Source organism: Roseovarius gahaiensis (assembly GCF_011601345.1).
GTDB lineage: Bacteria > Pseudomonadota > Alphaproteobacteria > Rhodobacterales > Rhodobacteraceae > Roseovarius > Roseovarius gahaiensis.
The window spans coordinates 36306-56026 of sequence record NZ_JAAORB010000006.1 but is presented as its reverse complement, the minus strand read 5'-3'; the positions used below and the strand labels follow the sequence as shown (position 1 = coordinate 56026).

Below are 19721 nucleotides of genomic sequence, written 5' to 3'. Positions count from 1 at the left end.
CACCATGAGCTGGGACGCATGGATCATATTCGCACTGTTCTGGGTGGTGTTCGTCACCACACCGGGGCCAAATCATCTCAACTGCATCCGCACCGGCATGACCCACGGATTCCGGAGTGGACTATGGGGCGTTGCGGCGATCCTGACCCAAGCCACCTTGTTCCTGACCTTATCCGCGGCGGGGATTACCGCACTGATCGCAGCCTCGCCGATGGCATTTACTGCTGCAAAACTGATCGGGGCGGGCGTTCTGATCTGGCTGGGCCTGCGCGGATGGATCATGGCGCGGCGGCCCGTTCGGGCCGACAAGCCCGGCCTGCCCGGCTCGATCTATTGGCGCGCTTTTGCAATTGCCACGATCAACCCCAAAAGCGTCGCAGGCTATCTGGCGGCCTTCAGCCAATTCGTTCAACCCGACGTGCCGATCTGGACCCAGATGTGGGTTATCTTTCCAACCGCGCTGACGATTACCGCGCTCAGCTACACAGGGTTTACCGCCCTTGGCGCAGGGCTGGGGCGCGCAGCACTTGGCGCTGTGTTCAACATTTGGCTGCGCCGCGCCATGGCCGCCTGTTTTATCGTCTACGGTTTGATCCTTGGCACAACCGCCACCCCGACAGGAAAGGCCTGACACATGCGCGGCCAGTTATCGGCGTCGGCCTGCACCGGCCTGAACACCCCCAGACAAACCATCTTCAGCCCATGGCGGATGACCGACCACGGCACTCCGACCACACCGCGACACAACCATTGACGGAGGGCATCATGGCCAAATTTCCATCCACCGCTCGCGTGGTCATCATCGGAGGGGGCGCTGTCGGGGCCTCTTGTCTCTATCATCTGGCCAAGGCCGGGTGGCGCGATTGCGTCCTGCTGGAAAAAAACGAGCTGACCGCCGGGTCGACATGGCACGCCGCCGGCAACGTGCCCACGTTTTCGACCTCGTGGGCGGTGATGAACATGCAGCGCTACTCGACCGAGCTGTATGCCCGCCTCGGTGCCGAGGTTGATTACCCGATGAACTACCACCAGACAGGCTCGATCCGGCTGGCCCATTCGCGCGAGCGGATGCAGGAATTTGAACGCGCCTGCAGCATGGGCCGTCATCAGGGTATGGATCTTGAAATCCTGTCTCTCGACGACATCAAGGCCCGCTATCCATTTGTCGAAACCCATGATTTGCAGGGCGGTCTTTACGATCCCAACGATGGCGATATCGACCCTTCGCAAGTTACGCAGGCGCTGGCCAAGGGGGCCCGCGATATGGGCGCAACCATCCTGCGGTTCTGCCCTGCTACAGGGGTCGACCGCCAGGACGGCGAATGGATCGGTCACACCGACAAGGGCGACATCCGCTGCGATTACGTGGTCAATGCCGCGGGCTATTATGCCCAACGCGTGGGCGAATGGTTCAAACCCTTCGGCGGGCGCACCGTGCCGATGATGGTGATGAGCCACCAATATCTTTTAACCGACGAAATCCCCGAGATCGAAGCCTGGACCAAAGACACAGGGCACAAGCTGCCACTGCTGCGCGATGTCGACAGCTCGTATTACCTGCGGCAGGAAAAACACGGGCTCAACCTTGGTCCCTATGAACGCAATTGTCGCGCCCATTGGGTGCAGCCCGACGACCCGATGCCCGATGATTTCAGCTTTCAGCTGTATCCAGACGATCTGGACAGGCTGGACTGGCATGTCGAAGATGCGATGGCCCGTGTGCCGCTCTTGGGCAGCGCCGGGATCAACAAGGTGATCAACGGCCCGATCCCCTATGCCCCCGACGGAATGCCCCTGCTGGGCCCCATACCCGGCGTGCCCAACGCGTTTGAGGCTTGCGTGTTTACCTTCGGGATCGCGCAAGGCGGCGGCGCGGGCAAAGTGCTTGCCGAATGGCTAACTCAAGGCGCGCCGGAGTGGGATATGTGGGCAACCGACCCGCGCCGCTACACCGATTACACCGACCGCGATTATTGCATCGCCAAGGGCATGGAAGTTTATGGCCATGAATACGCCATGCATTTCCCATGGCATGAATGGCCTGCCGGACGTGGCAAGAAACTCAGCCCCGTGCATGACCGGATCAAGGACATGGGCGGCGTCATGGGGGCCTATAACGGCTGGGAACGGGCCAACTGGTTTGCCCACCCCGGCGATGACACCTCGGAACAGGCCACTCAGACATGGGCGCGCACCGGCCCGTGGCAGGCCCGCATTCGCCAAGAATGCGAGGCCGTGCGCGACGCCTGCGGCATTCTCGATCTGCCGGGGTTTTCACGTTTCACGCTCGAAGGGCCAAACGCCGCCGACTGGCTGACAGGCCAAATCACCGGCGCGGTTCCACGGGTCGGCCGCATCGGACTGATCTATTTCGCTGATCCGCGTGGTCGGCTTCTGACAGAAATGTCGGTGATCCGGCACAGCGAAGATCAGATGACCCTGATCACCGCCGCCGCAGCCCAGTGGCATGATTTCGAACTGCTATCGAACGCCTTGCAAGGGGTCGAAGGCGTTGCGCTTGCCGATTGCACCGCCGACTATTCAACGCAAATTCTGGCGGGCCCCAAATCACGCGCGGTGCTTGGTGGCATATGCGATGCTGACCTCCACCTGCCATGGCTGACCCATCAGACCACACAGATCGCGGGCTGTCAGGCACTGCTCGTCCGGGTGTCCTTCGCGGGCGAGCTTGGATGGGAGATACACACGAAAACCACCGACACGGCCCAAGTATTCGACGCCGTATGGAACGCGGGCCAAAAGCACGGGCTAAAACCCTTTGGCATGCATGCCCTGAATGCCTTGCGCATCGAAAAGGCCTATCGCGCGTGGAAGGGCGACCTGTCCACCGACTACACCATGTTTGAGGCCGGGCTGGACCGCTTCGTAAACCTTGAGAAACCACAGGACTTCCCCGGCAAACAGGCCCTTCTGGCCGAGAAAAAGGCAGGCCCGACCATACGCTTCGTATCGCTGATTGTCGACGCGGGCGAGGCCGACGCGCCCCATATGTCAAACCTGTGGCATGAGGGCCAAATCGTCGGCGAAACCACTTCTGGCGCATGGGGCTACCGCATCGGGGCCTCCGTCGCCCTTGGTATGGTCCGGGCTGATCTGGCGACGCCCGGCACGGTGCTTGAGATCGAAATCTACGGGCAACACCACCGCGCGACCGTGCAACCCGATGGCCCGCTGTGGGATCCTAACAATGAAAGATTACGCGCATGACAGATATCACCTTGCTTGACGGGGCCATCGGCCAGGAACTGGTCACCCGTGCAGGCGACGCGCCAACGCCGTTGTGGTCCACCCAAGCCATGATCGACCACCCTGACCTGCTGCAACAGGTGCACAACGCCTATTTTCAGGCCGGGGCAACCGTGGCCACAACCAACAGCTATGCGGTTCTGCAAGACCGCCTGCAACGCGCCGGGCTTCAGGGCCAAATGGCCAAGTTGATGGCCAAGGCCGTATCCACCGCAAAGGCCGCCCGCGATGCCCGCGGATACGGACGCGTCGCCGGGGCGCTCGGACCACTGGTGCAATCCTACCGCCCCGACATCTGCCCACCGCCGGACAAGGCCGAACAGCTTTACGCCCAGCCTGTGCAATTGCTCAAGGAAAATGGTGTCGACCTGTTGCTTTTGGAAACCATGGCGTCGGTCGATCAGGCCGAAGGCGCGCTACGCGCGGCCAGCGCCGCAAATCTACCGATCTGGCTGGCGCTCACCGTGCAGGACGATAAAGGCACGCGCCTGCGCTCGGGCGAGGCTTTGGCCCAAATCGCCCCCCTGCTTGATCGCTTCCAGCCCGAGGCCGTGTTGATCAATTGTTCCCGCCCCGAAGCCGTGGCCGCCGCGCTTGACATCCTGAAACCCTTCGGGCGGCCATTCGGGGCGTATGCCAATGGCTTCACGGCAATCACCGAAGGCTTCCTGCAAGACGCCCCCACCGTCGATGCGCTCGCGGCCCGCGCCGATCTGTCCCCCACAGCCTACGCCGATTTTGCCATGGGCTGGGTAGCCCGAGGCGCCACCATCGTCGGCGGCTGCTGTGAAGTCGGCCCAGATCACATCGCAGACCTGGCCCACCACCTGCGCGCCGCCGGACACACCATCACATGACCCCTGCCTTCTTCTGTTTCAAAATATCCCGGGGGGTCTGGGGGGCAGCGCCCCCCAGCCGGTCGGACGCATCCGCGTTCGATCCCAACCGTCACTCGCACCACAAGGCCCGCTTATGACCACCCTACCCACGCATGCCCGCGTCGTCATCATCGGCGGCGGCGTCATCGGATGCTCTGTCGCTTATCACCTCACCAAACTGGGCTGGCACGATGTCGTGCTGCTGGAACGAAAACAACTCACCTCCGGCACCACATGGCATGCCGCGGGGCTGATTGCGCAGCTGCGCGCCACCGCGAACATGACCAAGCTGGCCAAGTATTCACAAGAACTCTACGGGACGCTTGAACAGGAAACCGGCGTCGCCACCGGCTTCAAACGCGTCGGCTCGATCACTGTGGCCCTGACCGACGAACGGCGCGAAGAGATTTACCGTCAGGCCGCGATGGCCCGCGCGTTCGGCGTCGATGTTCAGGAAATCAGCCCGACAGACGTGCAGGCGAAATACCCCCATCTGAACACCCAAGGCGTGACAGGTGCGGTCTATCTCGACAAGGACGGCCAAGGCGATCCGGCCAACATCGCCCTAGCCCTGGCCAAAGGCGCGCGACAGCGCGGCGCGGTGATCCGCGAACGCACCCGCGCCACCAGCGTGGCCCGTCAGGGCCGCCGCATTACCGGCGTCGATTGGCAGGCCGAAGATGGCACATCAGGCCATATCACGGCTGAGCATGTGGTGAACTGCGCTGGCATGTGGGGCCGCGAGGTGGGCGAAATGCTGGGCACCAACGTGCCGCTGCAAGCCTGCGAGCATTTCTACATCGTGTCCGAACCGATTGACGGGCTTGGCCCCCTGCCCGTGCTGCGCGTGCCCGACGAATGCGCCTATTACAAGGAAGACGCCGGCAAGATGATGCTGGGCGCATTCGAGCCGGTCTCGAAACCCTGGGCGCTTTCGGGCATCCCCGAAGACTTCGAGTTTGATCAACTGCCCGAGGATTTCGATCATTTTGAGCCGATCCTGGAATGGGCTGTTAACCGTATGCCGATGCTGGGCACGGCGGGGATTCACACCTTCTTCAACGGGCCTGAATCCTTCACCCCCGATGACGCCTATCATCTGGGCCAGTGCCCCGAGATGGACAATGTCTGGGTCGCCGCCGGGTTCAATTCCATTGGCATCCAATCGGCGGGCGGCGCGGGCATGGCGCTGGCGCAATGGATGGAGGACGGTGCAAAACCTTTCGATCTGGGCGACGTGGATATCGCGCGCATGCAGCCCTTTCAGGGCAATCGCAGCTATCTGGCGCAGCGGTCCACCGAAACTCTGGGCCTGCTTTACGCCGATCACTTCCCCTACCGGCAAAAGGCCACTGCGCGCGGCGTGCGGCGCAGCCCGTTGCATACTCATCTGCTGGATCACGGCGCCGTCATGGGGGAAATGGCCGGATGGGAACGCGCCAACTGGTTTGCCAATCCCGGCCAAGACCGCGCCTATGCCTATTCATGGGGGCGTCAGAACTGGTTCCCGAACGCCGCCGCTGAACATGCCGCAATTCGCACTGGCGTGGGCCTCTATGACATGTCGTCTTTTGGCAAGCTGCGCGTCGAAGGCCCCGAGGCCGAGGCGTTCCTGAACCATGTCTGCGGGGCGGATATGTCGGTGCCTGCGGGCAAGATCGTCTATACCCAATTCCTTAACCCGCGCGGCGGGGTCGAGGCCGATGTCACCGTGTCCCGCCTGTCGGAAACCGCCTATCTGGTTGTCACCCCCGCCGCCACCCGGCTGGCGGATGAAACATGGCTGCGTCGACACATACGGGGCCGAATGGTGGTGATCACCGATGTCACCACCTCCGAGGGCGTTCTGGCGGTGATGGGGCCAAAGGCGCGCGATTTGATGCACGCGGTCTCGCCCAATGATTTCGGTAGTGCCGCCCATCCGTTCGGCATGGCACACCAGATCGAGATTGGCATGGGGCTGGCCCGCGCGCATCGTGTGTCTTACGTGGGCGAACTGGGATGGGAGATCTATGTCAGCGCCGATATGGCCGCGCATGTGTTCGAGACCCTGATCGAGGCCGGGGCCGATCACGGTCTGAAACTCTGCGGCCTGCATGCAATGGATTCGTGCCGGATCGAAAAGGGCTTCCGACATTTCGGCCACGACATCACCTGCGAAGATCATGTGCTTGAGGCCGGGCTTGGCTTTGCCGTGTCAAAATCCAAACCCGATTTCATCGGTCGCGATGCGGTGCAGCGCAAGCGCGACGAAGGGCTGCAAACTCGCATGGTGCAATTCCGCCTGACCGACCCTGAACCGCTGCTCTATCACAACGAACCCGTGCTGCGCGACGGTCAGATCGTTGGGTATCTGTCGTCTGGCAACTATGGCCACCATCTGGGCGGGGCCATCGGCATGGGCTATGTGCCCTGCGCCGGGGAAACGGCACAACAGGTTCTGGCGTCCAGCTATGAAATAGATGTGGCCGGCACGCGTGTGCCGGCCGAGTGCAGCCTGAAACCGCTTTACGACCCAACCAGCACACGCATGAAAGCCTGACACGCGGCAAGCCCGGCGGCAGGCATTTGCCTTACCGCCGGGCCGGATCAAACCTTAGACCCGTTCGATCGCAATCGCCGTGCCTTCGCCGCCGCCAATACAGATCGCCGCGACGCCCCGTTTCAGCCCGCGCGTTTCAAGCGCGTTCAGCAGCGTCACCATGATCCGCGCGCCACTGGCGCCAATGGGATGCCCAAGCGCACAGGCCCCGCCATGGACGTTCACCTTGTCACGCGGCAGGCCCATTTCGTGCATGAAAGCCATCGGAACCACGGCAAAGGCCTCGTTCACCTCCCAAAGGTCCACGTCGTCTTTGCTCCACCCGATCCGCTCCAGCAGCTTTTGCGCGGCCGGCACCGGCGCGGTGGTGAACCATCCCGGTGCCTGAGCATGGCTTGCATGACCAACAATACGAGCACGTATGTTTAGCCCTTCCGCTTGTGCCGCCTCGCGCGACGCCAACACCAACGCCGCCGCGCCATCGCTGATCGAGCTGGAGTTTGCCGCCGTGACCGTGCCATCCTTACGAAACGCAGGCTTGAGCTGTGGGATCTTGTCGGGCCGCGCCTTGGCGGGCTGCTCGTCTTCGGAAATCGTGACCTCGCCCTTGCGGGTGGACATCGTCACTGGCGCAATCTCGTCGTCGAACGCGCCAGATTTCTGCGCCGCCAATGCCCCTTCAAGTGACCCTATGGCATAATCGTCCTGCGCCTCGCGAGTGAACTGATATTTTTCGGCGCAATCCTCGGCAAAGGTGCCCATCAGGCGACCCTTGTCATAGGCATCTTCCAGACCGTCCAGAAACATGTGGTCAACCACCTGAGCATGTCCGATCCGCGCCCCACCCCGCATTTTGGGCAGCAGGTATGGCGCGTTCGACATGCTTTCCATGCCACCGGCAATCATCGTATCCGCATGGCCCAACGCGATCTGGTCAAACGCTATCATCGCCGCCTTCATGCCCGAGCCGCACATTTTGTTCAAAGTGGTGGCAGGCACCTCTTCGCCCAAGCCCCCGGCAAATCCGGCCTGCCGCGCCGGGGCTTGTCCTTGGCCTGCGGGCAGAACGCAGCCCATCAAAACCTCGTCCACGGTCTGCGCCCCCGCGCCTGCCAGCGCGGCCCGAATGGCAGCACCACCCAAGACCGATGCATCGACATCGTCGAAATCCCCCTGAAATCCCCCCATAGGGGTGCGCGCCGCGCCCGCGATCACAACGTCTTTCATGCTTCACCCTCCTGAATTCCTGTGCGTGAATACCGAATGGTAAGGAATACGGTCTAGCCTTGGCCGTATTACTACTTATGGCGGGAGTGCACTATGCCTTTGCAACAAACCCAAACCGACGACATCAAGATCATCACCGTAAACCTACCCCGAATCGATGCCGCGGTGGCGATTCAATTCAAGGACAGTATGCGCGAGGCCACAGAAACCGGCCCTGATCATATCGTGCTTGATCTGTCCAATGTCAGCTTTGTCGATTCCAGCGGGCTAGGCGCGATTGTCGCCTCAAAAAAACAACTGCCCAGCGGCAAAAAAATTGATCTTGCCGGGCTGACACCCGATGTCGCCAAGGTGTTTCGCCTGACACGCATGGATTCGGTCTTCAGGATTTACGCTCATGTCTCTGATCTGGCGTCCCGTGCCGCTGGCTAAGCGGCGCGCGCGCCGTATGGACCCACCGCAAACCGTGGCCACGTCCCGCCCCTTTCCCGGCTTTACCCTGCACTTTTCAGGTGCGGCCACCGATGTGCCCCCTGTCTTGCGACAAGCCTTGTCTAAATTGGACACGCTTGGCTTGGCCGCAGACTGGCGCAGCACTGTGGAACTGGTATTGGCCGAAACACTGAACAACATTGCCGAACATGCCTATGCAGGTCAGCCCCCCGGCCCCGTCACACTGACGGCGCGCATGACGCCAGAGCGTCTATGCGTCATACTGCGCGATCAGGGGTGCCCGCTGCCGGGGCAAAAACTTCCCGAAGGGCGCGCGCCCAACACCGATGTGCCCTGCGCTTCCCTGCCCGAGGGTGGGTTTGGCTGGTTCCTGATCCACGATCTAACCACGGCCTTGCATTACCGGCGCACCGATCAAGAGAACCGGCTGCAACTGGAATTCGACCTGACGGCCCCTCCAAAACCCGGCTGATCCTGACCGAAAACACGATATTGCCCCAATTTGTGCCCAATCACGCCTGAATACAGCGTCATAACAAAGGTGTAGCTGCAAAAAGCTTCCCTCGGCGTTGCGTTCAACAGCCCCCAACCAGTGCGCAGCGCCGAGGTTTTGACCCTGCCTCATTGGCAAATCACCTTTGTGCTTCTAGGCTGTGCGCAATGAAATCAGCCTGAGGGTACAATGCGCGATTTTCACCATCCCGGACGTTCTGCAACCTTTGCGACAAACGGCATGTGTGCCACGTCGCACCCCTTGGCCGCAAAAACCGCAATCGACATTCTCGAACGTGGCGGGAATGCGATGGATGCCGCCATCGCAGGCGCGGTCCTTCTTGGCATTTGCGAACCGCAAATGACCGGAATCGGCGGGGATTGTTTCGTCCTGTTCACCCCTCCGGGTAGCGATGACATTCAGGCGCTCAACGGGTCGGGGCGCGCCCCGGCGGCGGCCAGCGCCGCTGATCTGCGCGCGCGCGGGCACAGCACCGTGCCGCTGAACACGCCCGACGCGGTGACCATTCCCTGCGCCATAGACGCGTTTTGCCGCCTCAGCGCCGATCACGGCAAACTGGGTCTGGATGCTTTGCTGGCCCCGGCCATCCACTATGCCGAAACCGGCGTTCCCGTGGCCCCGCGCGTCGCGTTGGATTGGCCAACAGCCGGGAAAACCTTGCAGGGTCACGCTGTTGAGCATTACTCAAACAACGGCAAGCCGCTGACCACTGGGGAAATCTTCCGCTCGCCCGGTCAGGCCGAGGTGCTGCGCCGCATCGCCCGCGACGGGCGCGATGCCTTTTACACAGGCGAGGTGGCCGATGATATTCTGGCCGCACTGACCACGCTTGGCGGCGTTCACACCGGCGATGACTTTGCCGCCGCCAGCAGTGATGACACCACGCCGATTTCGGGCACCTATCAGGGTGTCGATCTGGTGGAACACCCGCCCAACGGGCAGGGGGCCACCGCCATCCTGATGCTCAACATCCTGTCGCATTTCGATATCGCCCGGATGGACCCGGATGGCAGCCAACGCGCCCATATAGAGGCCGAGGCAGCAAAACTGGCCTACGACACGCGCAACCGGCTGCTGGCCGATCCCGATCACACCGCGCGTCTGGATCATATGCTGGCACCGGAAACCGCCGCGAAACTGGCCGCGCTGATCGACCCGCAAAACGCCATGCCCGACCCGGCCCCAGTGGCCGAGGCCGTCCATCGCGATACCGTCTATATCACCGTGGTCGACCGCGACCGCATGGCCGTGTCGCTGATCTATTCAATTTTCCATGGCTTTGGGTCAGGCATCGCGTCAGAAAAATTCGGCATCCTGCTACAAAACCGTGGCGCTGGATTCAGCCTGACACCGGGCCACCCCAACGAAATGGCGGGGGGCAAACGGCCAATGCACACGATCATCCCCGGAATGTTGCGTGAAAACGGACGGGTCATCATGCCCTTCGGCGTTATGGGCGGCGCCTATCAGCCCAACGGGCACGCGCGGTTTGTCTCAAATATGCGCGATTTCGGGATGGACCCGCAAACGGCCATCGACGCGCCCCGCGCCTTTGCGGACGCGGGAGCGCTGAAAATCGAACGTGGCTATTGCGAAACTGTGCGCGCCGATCTGGCGGATATGGGCCACACCATTACCATTCCAGACCAGCCAATCGGCGGTGCTCAGGCCATCCTGATACGGCCGGACGGCGTATTGGAGGGGGCAAGCGATCCGCGTAAAGACGGCTGTGCGCTCGGTTACTGACGGCCAAGGCTGTCAGCCCGCCGCGTTATCAGTTCAGTTGGAAATGCAGCGGGTAATGGCCATCTTCGAACGGGCCGAACAGATCGGGAATATCCGGGTGGTCCACAGGCTCGCCGGAGTAGTCTGCAACAAGGTTTTGCTCCGACACATAAGCCACGTAGTAGCTTTGGTCGTTTTCGGCCAGAAGATGATAGTAGGGCTGTTCGCGCGCCGGACGGCTATCTTCGGGAATCGAATGGTACCATTCTTCTGTATTCGAGAATTCCGGATCAACATCAAATACGACGCCGCGAAACGGATGTTTGCGGTGCCGGACGATCTGTCCCAAATGATACTTCGCACGTGTCTTCAACATCATGATGCAGCCCCTATCCGCGCAGCTTAATGGTTTCAAGGGCTGTTTGTCCAACACTGGGACCAAAAACCAAAGAAACAGTCTGTGAACCTTGTCACAACAGTCACGCAATCCGGCTGCGTGCCCATCGCGCAAATCGTGCAATTGTGGATTCCCCCGCGCGGTCATTTGGGTTAGACTTGCACAAAAACAAATAAAAGAAAGCGAGAGGCAGATGAGCAGACCCCTTCGCGCAATCATGATTCTGTTGCTGGTCGCATCTTGTGGCGTCGGCGGGCGCAGCGGCCCGCCCCCCAGCAATCTGGATAATGCCTGCGCCATCTTGGCCGAGCGGCCACATTACAAACGGGCCTTCAACGCCACGGAACGCCGGTGGGGCGTGCCGGTGCATGTGCAGATGGCCACAATCCATCAAGAAAGCAGTTTCATTGGTGATGCCCGAACGCCGTTTCGCTATGTCTTGGGCGTGATCCCGATGGGCCGGCAAAGCTCGGCCTATGGCTATAGTCAGGCCCTCGATGGAACGTGGGATGAATACAAACAGGAAACCCGCCGCTTTGCTGCACGCCGCAACGATATCCGCGATGCCACCGATTTCATGGGGTGGTACATGGCCAAATCGAACGAGCGGCTTGGCATTTCGCTGAGTGACACGCGCAATCAGTATCTGGCCTATCACGAAGGCCGCACCGGGTTTTCGCGCGGCAGCTACAACGGCAAGCCCTGGCTGTTGCGGGTATCCGCCAAAGTGGACGAACGTGCCCGCATGTATCAAGCCCAACTACAATCCTGCAACGGGCGCGGCTTCGGACTATTTTAACGCAGACGGGCGGGCCATTTAACAAGCCCGCCCGCATCCTTCCAGGACGTGTCGCCGGTCAGCGATCGTTATGCTTGGGGCCGGTGCCGATTCCTGGAATGACAAACCGATCATTGGCCAGTCGCATACCAGTTTTCAAATCCCCCAGAACCACCGTTGTCTGGCTGCCGCCATCATCGTTGATCACCCATTGACGCAACTCGACCGGATCGTCGGTAAAGACCAGTTCGATACTGCCGTATTCCGGGTTCTTAGGATCGTGGGCGCGAATCGTGGTCGTCTTGCCATCGCTGGCATGGCCAGTGACCATGCGCTCGCGGCTCAAATCGACCTTGTTGGCCAGAATGATTTTCAGCGGCGTGCGGTGCAGCGGATAGCCTTCGGGGCCGGTGTTCGATTTCGGGTCCACGATGCCCACCGTATCGCCATCGGCCACAACAAGGGTTCCCTCAGGCGGATCATATTCAAACCGCACGCGCCCCGGGCGCTTGATGAAAAGCCGCCCTGTGCTGATCGTGCCGTCATCATTGATCTGGGTGAATTCGCCCTGTGCGGTGCGGAACCCGTTAAAGTAGGATGATATCTGGCTCAGCGACAACTTGTCAGCCGCCGCAGGCAAGGCAGTGACCACGCAGGCCACCGCCGCAATCATCAAAGGGAAAAGTTTCATACCGTCGGGCTCCTTTCAGGATCAGGTCGTCACAACCGTGACGCGGACCTGACCTGATATGCAATAACAAGCGCGGTTCAACCAGATATCAGGGCGGCACCTGTCCGGATCAAGCCCCGACATCAAGATCAGCCAGATATCGCCATCCGCGAAGATGGCCCCCGCTCCCTTGGCAGCAGCCAAGACCAGCGCAGGTATCGCCGCGCCTATTGCTCAGGCACCAGAATTTCGCGTTTGCCCACGTGATTGGCCGCGCTGACAACGCCTTCGTCTTCCATCTGCTCCACCAGTCGCGCGGCCTTGTTATAGCCGATCGCCAGCTTGCGCTGAATGTAGGAGGTGCTGCATTTGCGATCCTTGATCACAATGGCCACGGCCTGATCATACAGGGCGTCCTCCCCATCGGTATTGCCCCCTGTGGACAAGCCCAGAACAGCGTCGATGTTGTTGGCTTTGTCATCATCCGGGCCATCCTGCACCCCGCCCACGTAATCGGGCGGGCCATAGGCCTTGAGGTTGTTAACCACCTCTTCAACCTCCTCATCGCTGACAAATGGCCCGTGACAGCGGGTAATCTTGCCGCCCCCGGCCATATAAAGCATGTCGCCCATACCCAGCAGTTGCTCGGCCCCCATCTCGCCCAGAATGGTGCGGCTATCGATTTTGGAGGTCACCTGAAAACTGATCCGGGTGGGGAAGTTGGCCTTGATCGTGCCGGTGATCACATCCACCGACGGGCGCTGCGTGGCCATGATAAGGTGAATGCCGCTGGCCCGTGCCATCTGTGCCAGACGCTGAATGCAGGCCTCAATCTCTTTGCCCGCCACCATCATCAGGTCGGCCATCTCATCAACGATCACCACGATATAGGGCATCTTCTCGGGCGCGAATTCCTCGGTCTCAAAGACAGGTTCGCCGGTTTCATCGTCAAACCCGGTCTGCACCGTTCGGCTGAACATCTCGCCCTTGCTCAGCGCATCTGCGACCCGGCCATTATATCCGTCGATATTGCGCACGCCCATCTTGGACATCTTGCGATAGCGTTCTTCCATCTCGGCCACGACCCATTTCAGGGCCACAACCGCCTTTTTCGGGTCGGTCACAACCGGCGACAACAAGTGCGGAATGCCGTCATAAACCGACAGTTCCAGCATCTTGGGGTCGATCATGATCAAGCGGCATTCGTCCGGGGTCAGCTTGTACAGCAAGCTCAGGATCATGGTGTTGATCGCCACCGACTTGCCCGAGCCTGTCGTCCCCGCGATCAGCAAATGCGGCATCTTGGCAAGGTTTTGCACCACCGGATCACCGCCGATATCCTTACCCAAGGCCAACGGCAATTTCTGGTTGCCGTCACCGTAATCACGGCTGGACAGGATCTCGCGGAAGCTGACCATTTCTCGGTTGTCATTGGGCAGTTCGATCCCGATCACACTGCGTCCGGGCACGGTGCTGACACGCGCCGACAACGCACTCATCGAGCGAGCGATATCATCCGCCAAACCGATCACCCGGCTGGCCTTGAGGCCCGGCGCGGGCTCAAGCTCGTACATGGTGACAACCGGGCCGGGGCGCACGCTGACGATCTCGCCTTTGACCCCGTAATCGTCCAACACGTTTTCCAACATCCGGGCGTTTTCCTCCAGCGCATCATCGCTCAGATGATGGCGCACGATGTTGGCTGGATTGTTCAACAAGCTAAGCGGCGGCAATTCATATTCAGTCTGCATGCTGTCTTCGAATTGCAGGGCGGGCTGCGCTTCGGCCATGGCCCGTGACGACGGCTGTGATGCCTTGCGCGGCGTGTGCTGGACCACCTTTTTCGGCTCGGCCACAGGAATGCGCGGCTGTGCCGGGGCAGGCTGCGGCGGCACCTGCATTTCCGGCTGCTCGGGCTGCGGCTGATAGGCGTGAACCGGCTGTGCTTCGGGCCGCATCGGCTGGGATGGCTCTGCCGCGGTCAGGGGCGGTTCTTGCGGCATAACCGCGGCCTGCACGGCCGTCAGTGGCGGCTCGGCCGGTAAATCTGCGGCGCGCGGCGGGCTGGTGTTCAGGATCAGCGGGTCGGGCCCCCGCCCGCGCCCCTTGGTCAACGGCGCGACGGACTCCACCCGGATTGCGGGGTTCTGGCGCACGCGATTCTTGATCACTTCAGTAATCTTGGCGCGAATACGGTCATCGCCCGGCGCTTCCACATCGCCCTCGGGGCCGTAGCTTTCCACAAGTTCCGGCTCGGGCTCAGGCTCGGGGCGGCGCATCAGTGAGGGCATGATCATACGTAAGGCACCCGGCTTCTCGGCCTGCTCCGGCGCGGCGCTGGCCACATGCGCCGTCGCACTGACCTGCGGTTCGGCCATCGCCGCGCTGCGCTGCACCACCGGCTGCGCCGGCACCGCGGCCTCGGCGCGGATCAACTCTTCGGCCTCGGCCCTGTCTGCCGCGCGGCGTGCGCGGGTCTCAGAAACCTTGGCCTGCATAACATGCGCGGCACCGACCGCCCCCTTGGCCCCACGGCCCATCAAGGCCATGATCCAAGCATAAGTCATGATCAGACCGACCAGCAAGAACCGCCCCGTCCGCAGCAATTCAAACCGGGTAAAGCCCAACACAAACGCCCCGAGCGCGAAGACGCCAAGCCCCAGAACAATCGACAACAGCTTCAGCCCAAAACTGGCCCCCATCGGCAAAATGCCCAACAGCGTGCCCAGCACGGTATCACCAAAAAGCCCGCCCAGACCGAAACTATGGGTTGCAGCCCATGTCTCACCCGGCGTCAGCGACGATGCATAGAGCGACAAAAGCGCCACCCAGATCGGCGCAAAGATCAAGCGACCCACGGCGCGGTCCTCTCCGCGATGCAGCGCCAGCCTCAGGCCCCACGAGCCCAGAACAATCGCAAGGCCCCACGCGCCCCACCCAACGATCATGAACAAAGGCGACGCAATCGAGGCACCCAAACGCCCCATCCAGTTTTGTACCGGCGCATCCGTGGCCGACATCCAGCTTGGATCGTCGGGGTGATACGAGGCAATCATCGCCGCCGCCATCGCACCCAGCAGCAACAGGGCAAGGCCCAGCAACTCCTTGCCGCGCTTTTCGATCGCCTCGGCCATGGTGCTGTCAAGCAACGGATCGCGCCCGCGTGTCTGATATGCCATCTTGTCCCTCGTCCTCAATTCAGTCGTACAGACAGTCGCGCAGCCGTGTCAGGCCGCGTGCCATCTCTTCTTTTGGGGCCACCATGGCGACCCTGATATATCCTTTGCCGGGGGCGTCGCCCCCGACCTCTTTGCTCAAATACGCGCCGGGCAGAACCCGAACGCCGGTTTCGCGCCACAGGCGTAGCGCGGCGGCCTCGCCATCCTCGACAGGCAACCACAGGAAAAACCCGGCCTCCGGGCTGTCATAGCCCGGCACATCACCCAAAATTTCATCGGCCAGCGCATATTTTTCTGCATAAAGGCGGCGGTTTTCCACCACATGCGCCTCATCGGCCCAAACCTTTTGCGCCGCATGCTGCAACGGCAACGGCAACGGCGCACCAGCATAGCTGCGCAACAGCTTGATACGGCTCAGGCACTCGGGCCCACCCGCCACAAACCCGCTGCGCAAGCCCGGCAGGTTCGACCGTTTCGACAGGCTGTGGAAAATGACCACCCGTTCGGGGTCCGCCCCCATGCCATGCGCCACCTCCATGGCACCCGCCGGCGGGGCGCTGCGGTAAATCTCAGAATAACACTCATCAGCCAAAATGCGGAAATCATACCGCTCGGCCAGCCCAATCAAATCGCGCCAATATGCGGCACTGGCCACCGCGCCCTGCGGATTGGACGGTGAGCACAGATACACCACCGCCGTGCGCGCCAACACATCCTCGGGCACCGCGCTGAAATCGGGCAAATGCCCGGTCGCGCGCGTGGCGGGCAAAAACACCGGCTCGGCCCCCACGCTCAGGGCCGCCACCATGTAAACCTGATAAAACGGGTTCGGAAGCAGCACCACAGGGCGCTGGCCATTCTTTTGCTCGGGGCACAGCGCCATCATGGCGTTATAAAGCCCCTCGCGCGTGCCGTTCAGGGCCATCACATGGCGCTCAGGCTCCAGCGTCACGTCATAGCGCCGCGCGATCCAGTCGCAGATCGACTGGCGCAATCCGATGGTGCCTTCGTTGGCAGGATAACGCCCGAACTCGGCGGCATGTTCCGCCACCACATCCGACACCCACGCCGGAAAGGCATGTTTGGGCTCGCCTATCGTCATGTGCAGCACCTCGCCGCCGGGCGCATGGGCGTCCAACAAGCTCCGCAGGCGCGGAAACGCATAGGCCGGTAGGTTCGAAAACCGCTCGGGAAACATCAATACTGCCTCAAGGTTCGGGGTCATTGTGCCCCGTTTTTCTTGAATCTACCCAAGCCCCCGGCTTGCGTCCAGCAAAACCAAAGACTTGACATGCAGATTGTGACATTTTCGCAGAGCGGCCCTCGCCCGCCCCGCCCTTCATTGTTCCAAAAATACTCCGGGGGAGTCGCGCTTTGCGCGACGGGGGCAGCGCCCCCTAAGCACCTTCAGCCACGCAAAACATCCTCCGCCGCCTTACTCAACCGCAGCAGGCGCTCTTCTGCCATCGGCTGCCCGCACAGCATAAGACCGCAGCTTGGCACACCCGTTGGCAATGTCACGGCGGGCAAGCCCATCAGGTTGCCGACACGGGTGTTGCGCAGGGTCAAAAGGTTCTCGGTCACGTAATAGTCGTTGTCATGCATCAGCCTTTCGGCATCGGGCGGCATGTTGGGCGCGGTCGGCATGATCACGGCATCATAGCCCGCAACCCGGCTGTTCCAATCCACGCGCAGTGCCTCCAGCTTGTGCCATGCCGCCACGTAATCGGCCGCGCTCACGTCTTTGCCACCCCGGAACCGCTCCAGAATCGGCGCGAACATCTTGTCGGGCGCCGCTTCGATCTCATCGCGCCACAGGCCATAGGCTTCGCCCGTGTAAAGGACAGCCGACATCGGCATCGCTTCGGCGATTTCCGGAGAGTCGATCTTGTCCACAACGGACCCTGCATCGCGCAAGGCCGCGACGGCCTGCTCATATGCTGACAGCGGCCTGTCGCGAATATCGTCCAGCACCACGGTTTGCAGGGCCGCCAGACGCACGCCTTTCAGGCTGGCCCCGCGCAGATCAGCGGCGCGCGCGCGGCCTTCCAAAACTGCAAGCATCAGCGCCGCATCCTCAACACTGCGCGTCAGCGGGCCAATCGTGTCGAACTTGGCCGCCAAAGGCACTGCGCCTTCCAACGAGATACGCCCGGCGGTCGTTTTCAGCCCGACCAAATCGTTCCACGCCGCCGGAATACGCACCGATCCACCCGTATCACTGCCAATTCCACAGGCCGCCAGCCCAAAAGCCACGCTGGCCGCCGCGCCCGAGCTTGATCCACCGGGCACCGCACCCGGATCATTCACATTGGGCGGCGTCGCCGTCATCGGGTTCAGGCCCAGCCCGGAAAAGGCCAACTCGCTCATATGCGTTTTGCCAAGGCACACCATGCCCGCCATCGTCGCGTTGCGCAAAACCCAAGCGTCGCGCGCAGGCACCCGCCCCTGCAACAGCTTGCTGCCCGCCTCTGTCGCCACACCCGCGCTGTCAAACAGGTCTTTCCAACTGATCGGCACGCCATCCAATGGGCCAAAGCGCTGCCCGGCTTTCGCGCGCCCTGACGCGGCGCGCGCCTCGGCGCGGGCGCGTTCAGCAGTCACCACGGTGTAAATCCTGTCACGGTCGGGATGGGCGTCTATCGCACTCAGAAAACTGTCCGCCAAATCCACCGGGTCTATCGCACCCTGCCCGATCCCGCGCCCCAATTCCGCCGCGCTCATGCTGTGCCAATCGCTCATGTTACCCTGCCTTTTGTGAAACCTTGTCGCAGGCGACGGTAGCGGCAGCGCGGCGCATGGACAATCCCATGCGATGCGCCATACTAAAAGCAATGGAACATGACAGCGATATTCTAATCGTCGGCGGCGGGCTGAACGGCCCTGCCTTGGCGCTTGCTCTTGCACAATCAGGCTTCACCGTAACGGTCGTTGACAGCCTGCCCCAAACCGCGCGCAAAAACGCGGCGTTTGACGGGCGAGCCTATGCCCTGGCCTTGTCTTCGGTGCGACTGTTGCGCGCCATCGGCATCTGGAACAGGGTGGCCGATCACAGCCAACCAATGCTGGACATCAAGGTCAGCGACGGGCGCGCAGGCGAAGGCCCCTCGCCGTTTTTTATGCATTTCGACCATGCCGAGATCGAAGAAGGCCCGATGGGCTACATGCTGGAAGATCGCTATCTGCGCCGCGCCTTTTTGGACGCAATGCAAGAGACGCCCGGCATCACCCAGATCCGCGACACCGTCACCGGGCAACAGGTAGATGCGCAGGGTGTGCGTGTCACGCTTGCCTCGGGCAAGACGCTGGCGGCGCGGCTGCTGGTCGGCAGTGACGGGCGCGCCTCGGGCACGGCACAGCGCGCGGGCATTCAGCGCACCGGTTGGGGCTACGGCCAAACCGCACTGGTTGCCGCCATCGAACATGAACTGCCCCATCACGGCGTCGCGCATCAATTTTTCATGCCGCCCGGCCCGCTGGCCATTCTGCCCCTGCCCGGCAATGTCAGCTCGATCGTCTGGAGCGAATCAGATGCCACCGCAGCCCGCTTCGCCGCGCTGTCGGACGCGGATTTCATGCAGGTGCTGCGCCCGCGTTTCGGTGATTTCTTGGGCCAGATCAAACTAAAGGGCAAGCGCTTCACCTACCCGTTGAACCTGACGCTGGCCAACAGTTTCGTGGCCGAGCGCGTGGCTTTGATCGGCGATGCCGCGCACGGCATGCACCCGATCGCGGGTCAGGGGTTGAATGCCGGTCTGCGCGATGTGGCCGCCCTGACCCAAGTGCTGAACGAGGCCCGCCAGCGCGGCGAGGATATCAGCGCACCCGATGTTCTGGCGCGCTATCAGCAGTGGCGTCGCTTCGATACGGCGACACTGGCCGTGGTCACGGATCTGACCAACAAGCTGTTTTCAAATGATAACCCGCTTCTGCGGCTGGGCCGTGATCTGGGCATGGGGGCCATCAATGCCATCCCAAAACTGCGCCGCGGTTTTATCCGCGAGGCAGCGGGCCTGACCGGCGACTTGCCTGACTTGATGAAACGATAAGGCGTGGACACACAGCGAGACGCGCACGCAAGAGCGCGACGC

At 61.7% G+C, this 19721-nt stretch carries 15 protein-coding genes; 9 read left to right on the top strand and 6 right to left on the bottom strand.

The annotated features are described in order from the left end of the window. The first annotated feature begins 4 nt into the window (after nt 1-4). The 4 genes from HAT86_RS05470 (at nt 5) to HAT86_RS05455 (ending at nt 6687) form a co-directional block, all read left to right on the top strand. Nucleotides 5-631 carry a LysE family translocator gene (locus HAT86_RS05470; protein ID WP_167194223.1) on the top strand — a complete coding sequence of 209 codons (627 nt, stop codon included), beginning with the start codon at nt 5-7 and terminating at the stop codon, nt 629-631. Nucleotides 632-765: 134 nt separating this feature from the next. Then, nucleotides 766-3228: a GcvT family protein gene (locus HAT86_RS05465; protein WP_167194221.1), complete on the top strand. Its 2463-nt coding sequence runs from the start codon at nt 766-768 to the stop codon at nt 3226-3228. Next, on the top strand, nt 3225-4124 hold the full coding sequence (locus tag HAT86_RS05460) for a homocysteine S-methyltransferase family protein (protein ID WP_167194218.1): 900 nt from the start codon (nt 3225-3227) through the stop codon (nt 4122-4124). Before HAT86_RS05465 ends, HAT86_RS05460 begins: the two co-directional genes overlap by 4 nt. A 115-nt stretch (nt 4125-4239) precedes the next feature. Further along, the gene (locus HAT86_RS05455; protein WP_167194216.1) at nt 4240-6687 is read left to right on the top strand and encodes a GcvT family protein; all 2448 of its coding nucleotides are present in this window, start codon (nt 4240-4242) and stop codon (nt 6685-6687) included. Nucleotides 6688-6741: 54 nt separating this feature from the next. On the opposite strand, the gene HAT86_RS05450 is transcribed toward HAT86_RS05455, so the two are convergent. Further along, nucleotides 6742-7914: an acetyl-CoA C-acyltransferase gene (locus HAT86_RS05450; RefSeq protein WP_167194214.1), complete on the bottom strand. Its 1173-nt coding sequence runs from the start codon at nt 7912-7914 to the stop codon at nt 6742-6744. Nucleotides 7915-8007: 93 nt separating this feature from the next. Between HAT86_RS05450 and HAT86_RS05445 the strand changes: the two genes are divergently transcribed. The 3 genes from HAT86_RS05445 (at nt 8008) to HAT86_RS05435 (ending at nt 10627) form a co-directional block, all read left to right on the top strand. Next, a complete protein-coding gene (locus HAT86_RS05445) occupies nt 8008-8346 on the top strand; it encodes an STAS domain-containing protein (RefSeq protein ID WP_167194212.1) in 339 nt (112 codons plus the stop codon). Further along, nucleotides 8312-8839: an ATP-binding protein gene (locus tag HAT86_RS05440; protein WP_231125823.1), complete on the top strand. Its 528-nt coding sequence runs from the start codon at nt 8312-8314 to the stop codon at nt 8837-8839. The genes HAT86_RS05445 and HAT86_RS05440 overlap by 35 nt, the downstream gene beginning before the upstream one ends. A 210-nt stretch (nt 8840-9049) precedes the next feature. Continuing rightward, the gene (locus HAT86_RS05435) at nt 9050-10627 is read left to right on the top strand and encodes a gamma-glutamyltransferase family protein (RefSeq protein WP_167194210.1); all 1578 of its coding nucleotides are present in this window, start codon (nt 9050-9052) and stop codon (nt 10625-10627) included. Nucleotides 10628-10655: 28 nt separating this feature from the next. On the opposite strand, the gene hspQ is transcribed toward HAT86_RS05435, so the two are convergent. Continuing rightward, nucleotides 10656-10982 (bottom strand): heat shock protein HspQ, encoded by a 327-nt coding sequence (gene hspQ / locus HAT86_RS05430; RefSeq protein ID WP_167194341.1) that lies wholly within the window; start codon nt 10980-10982, stop codon nt 10656-10658. 214 nt (nt 10983-11196) lie between these two features. On the opposite strand from hspQ, the gene HAT86_RS05425 reads away from it, so the two are divergent. Next, nucleotides 11197-11802, top strand: coding sequence for a transglycosylase SLT domain-containing protein (locus HAT86_RS05425; protein ID WP_167194208.1), 606 nt, complete (start codon nt 11197-11199; stop codon nt 11800-11802). A gap of 58 nt (nt 11803-11860) precedes the next feature. On the opposite strand, the gene HAT86_RS05420 is transcribed toward HAT86_RS05425, so the two are convergent. The 4 genes from HAT86_RS05420 to HAT86_RS05405 form a co-directional block, all read right to left on the bottom strand. Beyond that, entirely contained in the window at nt 11861-12472 is a 612-nt protein-coding gene (locus HAT86_RS05420) for a LolA family protein (protein ID WP_167194206.1), read from the bottom strand. Between the two features lie 206 nt (nt 12473-12678). Further along, entirely contained in the window at nt 12679-15630 is a 2952-nt protein-coding gene (locus tag HAT86_RS05415; protein ID WP_167194204.1) for a DNA translocase FtsK, read from the bottom strand. A gap of 19 nt (nt 15631-15649) precedes the next feature. Further along, nucleotides 15650-16828: an aminotransferase class I/II-fold pyridoxal phosphate-dependent enzyme gene (locus HAT86_RS05410; protein WP_167194339.1), complete on the bottom strand. Its 1179-nt coding sequence runs from the start codon at nt 16826-16828 to the stop codon at nt 15650-15652. Nucleotides 16829-17037: 209 nt separating this feature from the next. Then, nucleotides 17038-18372, bottom strand: coding sequence for an amidase (locus tag HAT86_RS05405; RefSeq protein WP_167194202.1), 1335 nt, complete (start codon nt 18370-18372; stop codon nt 17038-17040). Nucleotides 18373-18464: 92 nt separating this feature from the next. On the opposite strand from HAT86_RS05405, the gene HAT86_RS05400 reads away from it, so the two are divergent. Then, nucleotides 18465-19679 (top strand): UbiH/UbiF/VisC/COQ6 family ubiquinone biosynthesis hydroxylase, encoded by a 1215-nt coding sequence (locus HAT86_RS05400; RefSeq protein WP_167194200.1) that lies wholly within the window; start codon nt 18465-18467, stop codon nt 19677-19679. Nucleotides 19680-19721: the final 42 nt, after the last annotated feature.

Coding starts and splice junctions, on each gene's coding strand:
- HAT86_RS05470 (WP_167194223.1), top strand. CDS start 5: ATGAGCTGGGACGCATGGATCATATTCGCACTGTTCTGGGTGGTGTTC.
- HAT86_RS05400 (WP_167194200.1), top strand. CDS start 18,465: ATGGAACATGACAGCGATATTCTAATCGTCGGCGGCGGGCTGAACGGC.
- HAT86_RS05425 (WP_167194208.1), top strand. CDS start 11,197: ATGAGCAGACCCCTTCGCGCAATCATGATTCTGTTGCTGGTCGCATCT.
- HAT86_RS05420 (WP_167194206.1), bottom strand. CDS start 12,472: ATGAAACTTTTCCCTTTGATGATTGCGGCGGTGGCCTGCGTGGTCACT.
- HAT86_RS05460 (WP_167194218.1), top strand. CDS start 3,225: ATGACAGATATCACCTTGCTTGACGGGGCCATCGGCCAGGAACTGGTC.
- hspQ (WP_167194341.1), bottom strand. CDS start 10,982: ATGTTGAAGACACGTGCGAAGTATCATTTGGGACAGATCGTCCGGCAC.
- HAT86_RS05450 (WP_167194214.1), bottom strand. CDS start 7,914: ATGAAAGACGTTGTGATCGCGGGCGCGGCGCGCACCCCTATGGGGGGA.
- HAT86_RS05455 (WP_167194216.1), top strand. CDS start 4,240: ATGACCACCCTACCCACGCATGCCCGCGTCGTCATCATCGGCGGCGGC.
- HAT86_RS05415 (WP_167194204.1), bottom strand. CDS start 15,630: ATGGCATATCAGACACGCGGGCGCGATCCGTTGCTTGACAGCACCATG.
- HAT86_RS05440 (WP_231125823.1), top strand. CDS start 8,312: ATGTCTCTGATCTGGCGTCCCGTGCCGCTGGCTAAGCGGCGCGCGCGC.
- HAT86_RS05445 (WP_167194212.1), top strand. CDS start 8,008: ATGCCTTTGCAACAAACCCAAACCGACGACATCAAGATCATCACCGTA.
- HAT86_RS05465 (WP_167194221.1), top strand. CDS start 766: ATGGCCAAATTTCCATCCACCGCTCGCGTGGTCATCATCGGAGGGGGC.
- HAT86_RS05405 (WP_167194202.1), bottom strand. CDS start 18,372: ATGAGCGATTGGCACAGCATGAGCGCGGCGGAATTGGGGCGCGGGATC.
- HAT86_RS05435 (WP_167194210.1), top strand. CDS start 9,050: ATGCGCGATTTTCACCATCCCGGACGTTCTGCAACCTTTGCGACAAAC.
- HAT86_RS05410 (WP_167194339.1), bottom strand. CDS start 16,828: ATGTTTCCCGAGCGGTTTTCGAACCTACCGGCCTATGCGTTTCCGCGC.